At 74.5% G+C, this 11,977-nt stretch carries 11 protein-coding genes and 1 pseudogene; 6 read left to right on the plus strand and 6 right to left on the minus strand.

The window, feature by feature from the left end; genetic code table 11:
- Positions 1-132: 132 nt before the first annotated feature.
- From BN6_RS20095 to BN6_RS20105, 3 genes are all read left to right on the plus strand, one after another.
- Positions 133-1,197, plus strand: a complete 1,065-nt coding sequence (locus tag BN6_RS20095; RefSeq protein ID WP_015101550.1) for an ACP synthase — start codon at positions 133-135, stop codon at positions 1,195-1,197.
- Positions 1,198-1,200: 3 nt separating this feature from the next.
- Positions 1,201-2,595: an acyl-CoA reductase gene (locus BN6_RS20100; protein WP_015101551.1), complete on the plus strand. Its 1,395-nt coding sequence runs from the start codon at positions 1,201-1,203 to the stop codon at positions 2,593-2,595.
- A gap of 87 nt (positions 2,596-2,682) precedes the next feature.
- Positions 2,683-4,290 (plus strand): methyltransferase, encoded by a 1,608-nt coding sequence (locus BN6_RS20105; protein ID WP_015101552.1) that lies wholly within the window; start codon positions 2,683-2,685, stop codon positions 4,288-4,290.
- Positions 4,291-4,477: 187 nt separating this feature from the next.
- Here the strand turns inward: BN6_RS20105 and BN6_RS45830 are convergent, their stop codons facing one another.
- Positions 4,478-4,666 (minus strand): hypothetical protein, encoded by a 189-nt coding sequence (locus BN6_RS45830; RefSeq protein WP_015101553.1) that lies wholly within the window; start codon positions 4,664-4,666, stop codon positions 4,478-4,480.
- 128 nt (positions 4,667-4,794) lie between these two features.
- On the opposite strand from BN6_RS45830, the gene BN6_RS20110 reads away from it, so the two are divergent.
- From BN6_RS20110 to BN6_RS20120, 3 genes are all read left to right on the plus strand, one after another.
- Positions 4,795-5,973: a sugar efflux transporter gene (locus BN6_RS20110; protein ID WP_063641820.1), complete on the plus strand. Its 1,179-nt coding sequence runs from the start codon at positions 4,795-4,797 to the stop codon at positions 5,971-5,973.
- Positions 5,974-6,102: 129 nt separating this feature from the next.
- Positions 6,103-6,789 carry a hypothetical protein gene (locus tag BN6_RS20115; protein WP_015101556.1) on the plus strand — a complete coding sequence of 229 codons (687 nt, stop codon included), beginning with the start codon at positions 6,103-6,105 and terminating at the stop codon, positions 6,787-6,789.
- Positions 6,790-6,831: 42 nt separating this feature from the next.
- The gene (locus BN6_RS20120; RefSeq protein WP_041317478.1) at positions 6,832-7,485 is read left to right on the plus strand and encodes a maleylpyruvate isomerase N-terminal domain-containing protein; all 654 of its coding nucleotides are present in this window, start codon (positions 6,832-6,834) and stop codon (positions 7,483-7,485) included.
- A gap of 48 nt (positions 7,486-7,533) precedes the next feature.
- On the opposite strand, the pseudogene BN6_RS50400 reads toward BN6_RS20120, so the two are convergent.
- The 5 genes and pseudogenes from BN6_RS50400 to BN6_RS47930 form a co-directional block, all read right to left on the minus strand.
- Positions 7,534-7,623 (minus strand): annotated as a pseudogene (locus tag BN6_RS50400) (IS982 family transposase); the annotation flags it as partial.
- Complete coding sequence (locus BN6_RS20125) at positions 7,624-8,442, minus strand: ECF transporter S component (RefSeq protein WP_015101558.1); 819 nt, start codon at positions 8,440-8,442, stop codon at positions 7,624-7,626. It lies immediately after the preceding pseudogene.
- Positions 8,439-10,058 carry an ABC transporter ATP-binding protein gene (locus tag BN6_RS20130; RefSeq protein WP_015101559.1) on the minus strand — a complete coding sequence of 540 codons (1,620 nt, stop codon included), beginning with the start codon at positions 10,056-10,058 and terminating at the stop codon, positions 8,439-8,441. Before BN6_RS20130 ends, BN6_RS20125 begins: the two co-directional genes overlap by 4 nt.
- Positions 10,055-11,131, minus strand: coding sequence for a CbiQ family ECF transporter T component (locus tag BN6_RS20135; protein ID WP_015101560.1), 1,077 nt, complete (start codon positions 11,129-11,131; stop codon positions 10,055-10,057). The genes BN6_RS20130 and BN6_RS20135 overlap by 4 nt, the downstream gene beginning before the upstream one ends.
- Positions 11,128-11,955 carry a hypothetical protein gene (locus tag BN6_RS47930; RefSeq protein WP_015101561.1) on the minus strand — a complete coding sequence of 276 codons (828 nt, stop codon included), beginning with the start codon at positions 11,953-11,955 and terminating at the stop codon, positions 11,128-11,130. Before BN6_RS47930 ends, BN6_RS20135 begins: the two co-directional genes overlap by 4 nt.
- Positions 11,956-11,977 lie beyond the last annotated feature (22 nt).

Raw genomic sequence — 11,977 nt, forward strand, 5'->3', positions numbered from 1 at the left:
TGCCGACGTCGCTGCCCGGCCGGGATGGACACCAGGACTGCGCCACGGCGCCCACCTGGACAGATGTGCCACCACATCGCACCCCCGCGCGTCCGTCGGGGGTTGTTCCCGACCACCGCAGGAAGGCAGTCGATGACCGTCGCGCACGACGACCCGCACGTGACCGGGCTGTTCGAGCGGATGGCCGCCCTGGTCACCGACCAGGCCGGCGATCCGGCCGCGATCCACGAGGAGCTCACCGAACTGGCCGTGGCCAACGCCCCGGACGTGGCGCGGTACTGGAAGCAGGTCGGCACCGGGGTGGGGGTGCCCGACACCGCCTACAAGGACGGCGGCCCGCACCTGTTCCCGGACGAGCCGCCGGTGCGGGTGTTCCGGACCAGCGGGACGACCGGCTCGGTCCGGGGCGTGGTCCGCTACTCCCGGCTCGGCCTGGTGCTCAAGGGTCTGGCGGTCAAGGCCAACGCCCGCCGCCACCTCCTGGTCGACGGGGTGAGACCCGTCGTGGTCCGGTTCGCGCCGACCGAGCGGGCCGCGCCGGACATGGCCATCGCGTTCGACATGGCCCGCATCCAGGAGGAGTGCGGCGACCCGGAGCTGAGCACGGCGGTGATCGGCGCGTCCGGTGTGGACTACCCGCTGCTGGCCCGGACGCTGGACGCGGCGGTCGCCACGGGACGCCCGGTGGTGCTGATCGGCGCGACCTTCGCCTTCGTCAACATCTGCGACCGGCTGGAGGCCGAGGGCCGGCGGTGGGAGCTGCCGGCCGGGTCGCGGATGTACGACGGCGGCGGGTTCAAGGGCCGCTCCCGCGTGGTGCCGGTGGACGAGCTGCGCGCCACCGTCCGCCGGGTGTTCGGCGTCGGGGGCTTCGGCAACATCTTCGGCATGACCGAGCTGGCCAACCAGCACTTCGACGGCGCGGACGTGCCGGTCGGACCGCTGGGGGAGCGGCCCAAGGAGTCGCGGCCGGTCGCCGGGCCCCGGGTCCGCGACCCGCGCACCCGCGAGTACCTCGCGCACGGCCCGGGACTGCTGGAGATCACCGACCTGTCGTTGCTGGACCGCCCGCACGTCCTGCTGACCGGCGACGTCGGCATCGCCACCGCGCACGGCGTCGCGATCGCCGGGCGGATCGCGGGCAGCACCAGCCGGGGCTGCTCGCTGTCGCTGGACGAGATGACCGGGGGCCGCTGACCGATGAGCGTGTCCTGGATCCCCGAGCACGTCACGGGCCCGACCGAGCCGTTCACCCTCACTTCCGGGCCGCACGCGTGGCACGGCGCGCGCCCCACCGACTGGGCCGCAGTCGGAGCCGACCTGCGCCGGGCGCATGAACGGCTGCGCGAACTGCCGGTGCGCCGGATCGTCGACGCCCTCGACCTGGCCGCCGCGCGCTGGGCCGACCGCGACTTCCCGGAGCGCCGCGCGGCCGTGGCCGCCGCCGCGCAGGTCACCGGCATGTCCACCGAGACCGTGGACCGCGCCCTGGACTCCGAACTGGGCACCCTGCGCGCACCGTCGCTGATCGCCGCCCTGCAACGGGAACTGGGCGACCCGGAGGTGCTCGACGGCTTCCGCGCCGGCACCACCGCGATCGGCCCCCGGGTGGTGCTGGCGGTGTTCTCCGGCAACGTCCCCGGCCTGCCCGCCCGGTCGCTGGCGCGGGCGCTGCTGGTGAAGGCCGCGCTGATCGCGAAGATCCCGGCCAAGGAACCGAACTTCACCGCCGCGTTCCTGCGCACGCTGCACGAGGTGCAGCCGCTGCTGGCCGACGCCGTGGTGGCGACCTACTGGGGGCGGGCCGACGACGCCACGATGTCCGCCGCGCTGGAGCAGGCCGACGCCGTCGTCGCCTACGGCAGCGACCAGGCGTGCGCGGCGGTCCGGGCGAAGGTCGCGCCGCACCAGATCTACGAGGAGCACGGCCACAAGCTGTCGTTCGGCGTGATCGGCGACGAGTACTTCCGGCTGCACGGTCCGGTGGAGGTGGCCCGCCGGATCGCCGCCGACTGCAGCGACCTCGACCAGCACGCCTGCCTGTCCCCGCAGGTCTACCTGGTGGCCGCGCCGCACGCCCGTGCGGTGGCCGAGCACGTGGCGCACGCGATGCGCCGCACCGCCGCGGACTGTCCACCCGGGACGGTGGCCGACCACGACGCGACCGTGCTGCAACACCGCAGGCTGGTCGCCGAGTGGCGGGCGGCGAGCACGCCCACCGGCGAGGTGTGGGCCGCCGACGGTCTGGAGTGGACCGTCGTGCTGGACGACGAGCTGCTCCCGCTCAGCGGCGCGGGCAACCGGGTGGCGCGGATCGTCGCGGTGCCCGACGTGGCCGCCGCGGTGGACGTCATGCGGCCTTACGCCCGTTACCTGCAAAACGTCGGATTGGGTGCGGTGGGCGAGGAGTTCCGGCGTGCCGCCGAAGAACTCGCCCGGCTCGGGGCCAGCCGCCTGGCCGAACCGGGCACGATGAGCCGAGCCGGCATGGAATGGCGGCACGACGGCCAGCCGCGCATCGCGGGCCTGCTGCGCTGGTGCGACGTGGAGCACGGCAACTGGTCCACCGCGGTGCCGGCGGGGGTCGTACCCTGATCCCGCAGTCGCACGGAATTTTTCGTCGTGCACGGGTCCCCGCCCCGCGCGGGCGGGGCCCGGTCATCGCTGGGGGAAGGGACGACAATGTCCACATTGGGCACTGGTGCGCGCTTCGGGCTGGGAGAGCAGGACGTCCGCCGCATCGCGGACACCGTGGAGTTCGTCCGCGCGACACCGACCGGTGACGCGCTCGACGCCGTGCTGCCGGGGACGGACCTGGCTCGCCACCTCGACTTCGTGCACAGCGCTTTACTCGTCACCGCGCCGTCGGCCGACGACGTCGTGGCGGGTCTGGTGGAGCTGGGCGTGACGCCGCGCGAGCCGACGCCGAGCGTCGTGGTGCGCGACCGGTTGGCGCGCCGGCTGGGCCGTGCCGACCTGGACGTGCGGATCGTGCGCGGCGAGGTCGGGACCGGGTCGCGGGAGCTGGAGCTGTTCGTGCTGTGCGGCGACTTCCCGGCGGTGCCGGGCGGCGAGGACGAGTCGCACCTGGCGTTCCGCGCGCTCAGCGACGACGACGTGGTGCTGCGCGGGGTGTACGAGTCGCTGGTCGACGCGGGGCTGGTCGCGGACGGCGGCGGGTACAACAAGCACGAGGACGTGACCGTCCTGTACTTCCGCGGCGAGCGGCGGATGGAGCTGACCGTGCCGGGGCAGCGGGAGTCGTTGCTGCTGCGCCACGTCGGCCGGCCCGACCAGGCCAAGCGGGACATGCTGCACCTGATGAGCGGCGCGTGGCGGACCCGGTCGCTGGCCGTCGCGGCGGAGTTGGGCGTGGCCGACCTGATGGCCGACGGCGCGCGCACGACCGCCGAACTCGCCGCCGGGACGGGGTCGGTGCCCGACAACCTGCACCGGGTGCTGCGGTACCTGGCCGCGCTGGGCGTCTTCGGCGTCGACGGCGACTCGTGGACGCTGACCCCGTTGGGCGAGCTGTTGCGCAGCGACGTCGACGGGTCGCAGCGCGACCTGGCGCGGCTGTACGGCGGGATGTTCTACCGGTCGTTCGGCGCGCTGGAGCACACCGTGCGGACGGGGGAGTCGGCGTTCACGCACGTGTTCGGCGCGGACCCGTTCGACCACTTCGCGGCGAACCCGGCGGACGCCCGGCTGTTCGAGAGCGCGATGGCCTCCGCCACGGCGTTCCTCAAGATCGTCCCGGCGGCGCTGGACCTGCCCGCCGAGGGGCTCGTGGTGGACGTGGCGGGCGGCGACGGCCACCTGCTGGGGTTCGTGCTACAGGCCGTGCCGGGGTTGCACGGGGTGCTGTTCGACCGACCGCACGTGATGGAGTCGGCGCGGGCGGTGCTGACCGGCTACGGGTGCGCAGAGCGGGTCGGGTTCGCGTCGGGGGACTTCTTCGCCGACCCGGTGCCGTCGGGCGGGGCGGTGTACCTGCTGTCCCGGATCCTGCACGACTGGGACGACGAGAGGTGCGCGGTGATCCTGGCCAATGTCCGAGCGGCCGCCGAGCCGGGCACGCCGCTGGTGATCATCGAGCGCCCAATCCCGGAATCGCACCTGGAGATGCTGCCGCTGGCGTGGGACGTGCACATGATGGTGAACAACGTCCACGGCCGTGAGCGCACCCTGGGGGAGTACCGGGAACTGTTGTGCGCCAACGGTTTTGAGCTGGTCGAGAGTCGGCCGCTGCCGTTGGACATGGCGGTGCTGGTGGCGCGGGCGATCTGATCTTCTATTCGCTTTATGACTTCAGTGCTGAATAAAAGTGACTACCTGTCGGTCATCGGCTGGTGGTGCTCGTCGTGGGCTTTCCGAACACCGCCCGCATCGATGCGCCTGGTGGTGCGGCAGGGTCCGGTGAGACGTCCGGCGTCACCGGGGGGCGGGCGTGCCGCCACGTCCGGTGCCGGTGGGCCTACTGGCTGTCGCGCTCGGCGGACGGCCGTTCGAAGCGGCTGCCGCGGGTTCTGCGCAGCGACTCGAAGTGGCCGTGGTTGCGCGCGACGGTGAGCCGGTCGCGCAGCCGCGCCACGGCCAGGCGGAGCCGGGACTCGACCTCCACCGGGTCTACTTCGTTCTCCGGATCGGTGCCTCGATGGTTCACCTGGCTGCATTACCCGAGGTTGCCGTGTGCCAAACAGCCGCTCCGGTTGGTCCGGGTGACCGTGCTCACGGTCCAGTGGTCGGGAATGCGTTTCGTCGCGGGGTGGGCGGGTGAGCAGGATTGGCGGCGTGGCCGCTGTGACTGAAACCGTCGTCCCGTCCGGTCCCCGTTCGTTCCTGCCGTTGTTGGCGGTGAGCCTGCTGACCGGGGTCGGGTACGCGCTGGCGGGTCCGTTCCTGTCGTTGTTCCTGATCAAGGAGTTGGGGGCGGGTCCGTTCGCGGTGGGCGCGTTCCTGTTGGCGATGCCGTTGGCGGCGGTGGCGGTGAGCACGGTGCTCGGCCGGTGGTCGGACGGCCGGGCGGTGCGGCGCGACTTGATCGTGTCGGCGTCGCTGGCGGGCGCGGCGGCGTTCGGGCTGTTCGCGGTGCTGCGGAACTACTGGCTGTTGCTGGTGGTGGCGTTGTCGTTGTCGGCGGTGGCGTCGTGCCTGATGCCGCAGACGTTCGCCTACGCGCGGCAGTCGTTGGAGCGGTCGGGTTCGGGGCGCGGGGCGTTCGCGATCAGCGCGGTGCGGACGATGGTGTCGGTGTCGTGGGTGGCGGGTCCGCCGGTGGCGGCGCTGCTGATCGACGCGAGCGGGTTCACCGGGCTGTTCGTGGTGGCGGCGGGGGTGTACCTGGTCGCGGCGGTGGTGACGGCGTTGACGTTGCCGGAGCTGGGGGTCGGCGGGGCGGAGTCGACGCCGGCGGCGGGGTCGGGGCTGCGGCGGGAGGTGGTGCTCTCGGCGGTGGCGTTCGTGCTGTTGCAGGGTGCGACGTCGGTGGGGGTGTACGCGCTGCCGCTGTACCTGACCGACGTGCTGGGCGGGTCGACGTCGGACGCGGGGCTGGTGCTGGGGTTGTGCGCGGCGTTGGAGATCCCGTTCATGCTGGGGTTCGGTGCGCTGGCGATGCGGGTCGACTACCGGCGGCTGGTGTTGGCCGGTGGCGCGTTGGCGTTGGCGTACTACGGGGTGATGGTGGTGACGACGGCGACGTGGCAGGTGGCGGCGGCGCAGGTGTTGCACGCCGTGGTGATCTCGGCGGTGATGGGCGTGGGGATCTCGTACTTCCAGGACCTCGTGCCGGATCGGCCGGGGTACGCGACGACGATGTTCACCAACACGGCGAAGGTCAGTGCGATGCTGGCGGGCCCGTTGTTGGCGTTGTCGCAGGTGCTGGGGTATCGCAGCGCGTACGCGATCGGGTTGGGCCTGTCGGTGGTGGGGCTGGGGTTGTTGCTGGTGGCCCGGCCGCGGTCGGGGTGACGGGGCGGATCGGCCCGCGAGGTTGCCGCCGGCGCGCGTAGTGGTGCGATCGACCCCGGCTTGTCCGCTGTTCGAGGGAGACGCCGGCTGCTCCGGTTGCTAGACCTGTGCCCTCGGGGAGGGGGCGGGATGCCGGGTTCGGACGGTCGGCGGATCGGTGGCAAGGGCGGCGGGAGCAGCAAGGGCAAGCCGAAGGGCGCGGGTGGTGCGGCCGCGGTGGTGCTGGCGGGTGCGGTGGCGATGGGCGCGGTCGGCTCCGGTGGGCTGGGCGGGGCCGGTGGTGGTGCGGGTGGGGGAGTGGCGGACGGTGCGGCCGCGCGGAGCGTGTCGGCGCGGAAGGTCGAGGGGCAGCGGGCGGCGCGCAAGGGTGATGTGGAGGGCGCGTGGCAGCGGCTGGGTATGCGGGGCTGGCGGCAGACCGTGAAGCAGCAGGCGGAGTGCGTGGTTGCGTCGTTCGGGCGGGTGCAGGAGTACTTCCGGGGGACGCGGTGCGCGTCGATGGACCGGGTGTTGTTCGCGGTGGTGGACGGTGCGGGGAACACCGCGGTGGTGTCGGTGGTGTGGGTCGGGTTCGGGTCGGCCGGTGACGCGGCCGGGTTCAAGTCGGTGATCGACCAGCACGGCAGCGGTGACGTGAGGCCGTTGGGCGGCGCGGCGCTGGGGTTGGCGGAGGTGTCGTTCACGGGGCTGAACTACGGGTCGGACCGGGACGGGAAGACCGTGGTGGTGGCGGAGGCGGAGCGGATCGGGGGCTCGGTGGACCCGGCGGTGCTGGACGCGCTGGCGGAGGTGGCGGCCTGCCTGCCCCGGCCGTGAATGCGGTTGTCGGCTGTCGCGGCCCGGCAATACGGTGCCGTGGTGGATCTTTTCGCGGACTCGTGGGCGGCGTTGCTGACGGCGGTGGCCGAGACCCCGGACGAGGACTTCGGCGCGCCGTCGGGCTGCGCCGGGTGGCTGGTGCGGGACCTGGTGTGCCACCTGGTGATCGACGCGCAGGACGTGCTGATCACGCTGGCCACGCCGGTCGACGCGGAGCCGACCGTGGACGCGGTGACGTACTGGAACCTGGTCGCGCCGCCGACCGGCGACGATCCGTTGGACGCGTTGATCCCCCGGCTGGCGGCGGCCTACGGCGACCCGGCGTTGCTCAAGTTCCACTTGGACGACGTGGGGTCGGCGGCCGGGCGCGCGGCGGCGCTCGCGGATCCGGTCGTCCGGGTCGGCACGCGGGACGAGGTGCTGACGGTGGCCGACTACCTGTCGGCGTACGTGCTGGAGTGGACGTTGCACCACCTGGACCTGGTCGCGCACCGTCCGTCGGCGGCGGGCCCGTCGGAGCGGGCGCTCGCCGCGGCCCGGTCGGCGCTGGAGCGGATCGCCGGTGTCACGTTCCCGGCGTCGTTGCCCGACCGGGACGTCCTGCTGGTCGGCACCGGCCGTCGCGGGCCGACGGACGCGGAGGTGGCGGCGTTGGGCGGGATCGCCGAGCGGCTGCCGTTCGTGGTGGGCTGATCAGGTTCAGTCGGCTTTTGACGGCGGGCGGGGTTCGTGGTCGCAGTTGGCCCGGCCGGCCAGTTCGGAGCGTTTGACCGTCGGGCGGGACCGGCCGCACTCGACCGGGGTGGGGTCCACGATCCAGCCCGGGTCGGTTCACCGGTCGGTCGTCACAGACTGATCTTGACCACCCTTCGTCAAGGCGGTCTGGAAGGCGGCTTTGCGGGCGGCGCGGCGCAGGGTGCGCAGCAGGACGGGGCCGGTGACCAGGACCAGGACGGTGGTGGTGACGGCGCGGCCGATGTCCCAGCCCAGCGAGGTGGCGAGGCTGAACGCGACGAGCCGCACGAGGTTGTCGAGGAGGGCGCCGCCGGGCTGGAACGACAGGCCGGTGCTGCCGGCGGAGAGCGCGAACGGCCAGAACGACAGGTTCAGCAGCAGACCGTAGAGCAGGGACGCTAGGGCGGCGTAGCCGGCGAGCAGGGCGAGTTCGGCGCGGCCGGTCAGCCGGGGGAGCAGGCCCGCGCCGAGGGCGACCCAGGCGGCGGCGAGCATCTGGTAGGGCAGCCACGGTCCGATGCCGCCGGTCAGCAGCGCGGAGGCGAACAGCATCGTGTTGCCCAGGACGAACCCGAAGCCCGGACCGAACACCCGGCCGCCGAGGACGAGCAGGAAGAACACGGTCTCGATGCCGGCGGTGCCCGCGCCGAGCGGCCGGATCGCCGCGCCGAGCGCGGAGAGCACGCCGAGCATGGCGATGGCCTTGGCGTCCATGCCGCCTTCGCTGATCTCGGCCAGCACGACGGCCAGCACCAGCGGGAGCAGCAGCGCGAAGGTCCAGGGGGCGTCGGTGCCGTGGGCGATGCCGGCGGCGGGGTCGACCAGCAGCGGCCAGCCGAACGCGGCGACGCCGATGATCCCGGACGCGGCCAGGGCGAGGGTGGCGCGGGGGCGCAGCCGGACGGGGGCGGTCATCGGCCGGCCAGGGCGGTGGCGACGTCGGCGACGGTGAGCCACCGGCCGAGGATCTTGGCGACCTGCGGGGAGAAGGTGGGGGAGGCGGTGACGACGTCGCGGGTCGGGCCGTCGGCGACGGTCTCGCCGTCGGCCAGCACGACGACGCGGGTGGCGTACTCGGCGACGAACTCCACGTCGTGGGTGGCCAGCACGATGGCGTGGCCGTCGTCGGCGAGGGAGCGCAGGGCGTCGGCGAGGCGGGTCTTGGCGGGGTAGTCGAGGCCGCGGGTGGGTTCGTCGAGCAGCACGGCGCGGGGGCGCGGGGTCAGCGCGACGGCGAGAACGAGCGCGAGGCGTTGGCCCTCGGACAGGTCGCGGGGGTGCCGGTCGCCGGGGATGGCGGGTGCGAGCCGGTCGAGCAGGTCGCGGCAGGTGCCGGCGGGGCGGCCGGACTCGCGGTCGGCCTGGTCGCACTCGGCGCTGACGGTGTGCAGGTAGAGCAGGTCGGCGGGCTGTTGGGGGACCAGCCCGACGGCTTGCCTGCGGGGTGCGGGTTTGAGGCGGGCGGGGTCGGTGCCGTCGATGGTGACGGTGCCGCCGGAGCGCTTGCCGGTGCCTTGCAGCGCCCACAGCAGGCTGGACTTGCCGCTGCCGTTGCGGCCCATGACGGCGACGCGTTCGCCCGCGCCGACGCGGAGGGTGACGCCGCGCAGGGCGTCGACGCCGCCGTAGCGGACGCGCAGGTCGTGGGAGTGCAGGAGGTCCGGGCCGGGGTTGGCGGCGGGCGCGGGGGTTGGCACTGGAGCGGGCATCGGGTCGGGGTCGCCGAGCCGGTCGCGCAGGGGTGCGGCGAGGCGGCGGGCGTCGCGGATGGAGACCGGGACGGGGTGCCAGCCGGCGAGTCGGGCCAGCCGGACGACCGGCGGGGCGACCGGGGCGTCGGCCAGGACGGTGCCGGGGTCGCCAGCGACGGGCGGCCGGTCGCCGGGCAGCCAGACGACCCGGTCGGCGTACTGGGCGACGCGTTCCAGGCGGTGTTCGGCGACCAGGACGGTCATGCCGAGGTCGTGGACGAGGCGGTGCAGGGCGGCGAGCACGTCCTCGGCCGCGCCGGGGTCCAGCGCGGAGGTGGGTTCGTCGAGGACCAGCACGCGGGGGTGGGCGGTGAGGGCCGCGCCGACGGCGACGCGCTGCTGCTGGCCGCCGGAGAGCGTGGTCAGGGGCCGGTCGCGCAGGTCGGCGAGGCCGAGCAGGTCGAGGGTCTCCTCGACGCGCTTGCGCATCACCGGGTTGGGCAGGCCGAGCGATTCCATCGAGTAGGCGAGTTCGTCCTCGACGGAGTCGGTGACGAACCCGGCCTGCGGGTCCTGGGTGACCAGGCCGACGACGTCGGCGAGCTCGCGCGGCGGGTGGGTGGCCGTGTCGCGGCCGTCGACCAGGACGCGGCCGGTGAGGGTGCCGCCGGTGAAGTGCGGGACCAGGCCGTTGACCGCCCGCAGCAGGGTCGACTTGCCCGCTCCGGTGCGGCCGACGACCAGGCAGAACTCGCCTTCCGGGACGTGCAGGTCCACCCCGGACAGGGTGGGCGCGGGCGCGTCGGGGTAGGTGACGGTGACGTTCTCGAACCGGATCATGGTTTCTTCCGTTGGGCGATCAGCACGGGCGCGAGCGCGCAGAGCAGGCCGAGCGCGGGCAGCGGCGGGAGGGCCGGTGCCGTCAGCGGCACGGTGGCCGGGGTCAGCGCGTCGCCGCCGAGGTGCGCCGGGGCGAGCAGGGTGGCCAGGGCGGCGGCCGCTCCGGCGGCGACGACGAGCAGTTCGCGCGGTCCCCACGTGTCGGGCCGGTAGCGGCTGCGCCGGACCCGCCGGGACCCGGTCCACAGGCCGGCCACGGCGAGGGCCGCGCCCAGGGCCAGCACGGGCGCGCCGACCAGGGCGGGCGCGGTGCTGTCGAGCAGGCCGTAGGCGCCGACGCACAGCCCGGCCAGGCCGCCCAGGACGAGCGCGCCGGTGAGGATCCGGGCGGACGCGGGCAGGCCGGCGTTGCGGCCGTAGCCGCGCGAGTCCATGGCGGCGGCCAGCACCAGGGACCGTTCGAAGGCGTCCTCCAGCACCGGGGCCATCAGGACCTTGACCGCGCGCACGCCGCGCGGGGCGTCGCCGCGCAGGGTGCGGGCCCGCCGCACCGAGCGGGCGGAGGCCACCAGTTGCGGGGCGACGGTCATCGCGACCACGACGGCGACGCTGACCTCGTAGAGCGCGGCGGGCAGCGAGCGGAGCAGGCGTTTGGCGTTGGCCAGGGCGTTGGCCGCGCCGACGCAGCACAGCAGGGTGGCCAGCTGGAGGCCCTGGCACAGCGCGAACACCAGCCCTTCGGCGGTGACCGGGCCGCCGAGCCGGATGCCGCTCGCCCAGCCGGGCAGCGGCACCTCGGGCAGGGTGAGCAGGGTGGTGGGTCCGCCGACGCCGCCGAGCACGACGTGGAACAGCACCCGGACGGCGATCACGACGAGCCCGAACTTGAGGAACACGCCGTAGGAGTCCGCCCACGGCGTGTCGTCGCGGCAGGTGACGGCGACCAGGCCGGCGACGGCGATCACCAGGCCGAGCAGCAGCGGGTTGGTGGTGCGGCCGGCGACGACGGCGAGCGCCACCGCCCACAGCCACCACGCGCCGGGGTGCAGCGCGCGGCCGCGGGTCCCGCTCACTCGGCGCGTCGGCGGCGCGCGGTCCACAGGCCGAGGCCGGCGAGCACGGCGATCACCGCGATGCCGACGACGAGTCCGGTGGTGCCGCCGGGGGTCGGGCTCTGGTCGGCGACGGGGGTGGTGCCGGCCGTGGTCGCGCCGCCGGTCGGTCGGTCCGACGCGGTCGTGGACGTGCCCGCGGTCGTCGAGGTGGTGCCGGCCGTGGTGCTCGCTGTGGTGGTGGCGGGGTCGCCGGTGGTCGTGGTCGGCGGGCCCGGCTGTGCCGGTGGGGGTGGCTGGGCCGGTTGGCCGGGTTGTGCGGGCTGCCCCGGTGGGGCGGGGGTGCCGGGCTGGGCCGGGCGTGGTTCCGGCTGGGGCGCGGGCGGTTCGGGGCGGGCGGGTGCGGGTGGTGCGATGCCGGGCCGGCCGCCCGCGCCGAACGCCCAGCCCTCGACGCCGCCGGGCGCGGGGTCGTGGGCGGCCGCGCCGGTGTCGCTGTACCCCCACGAGCCGCCCGGCTCGCCGCGCCAGTACGACCAGTAGGCGTCGGTGGGCGCGGGGTTCACGCACGGGTCGGACGTGGGCACGTTGTCGATCCGGCAGACGAACCCGGCGGACCGGCTCGCGAACTGGTAGCCGAACCCGGCCGCGCCCAGGGCCGCCAGGCCGCTGGCCGGGTCGCCGGGGGCGCAGCCGGTGCGCACCCCGCCGCCGAGCGCGCGGAAGTCGACGACCACGGTCACGCCGGAGCAGTCGGCGGCCGCCGCCGGGGCGGGCAGTGCCACGCCCAGTACGGCGAGCACGGCGGCGGCGGACAGGGCGGCGATCCTGGTGGCGGTCCTCACGACGTGGACCGGGTCGCGCCGG

Origin of the sequence: Saccharothrix espanaensis DSM 44229, assembly GCF_000328705.1 — a bacterium.
In the GTDB taxonomy this organism is placed as follows: Bacteria; Actinomycetota; Actinomycetes; order Mycobacteriales; family Pseudonocardiaceae; genus Actinosynnema; species Actinosynnema espanaense.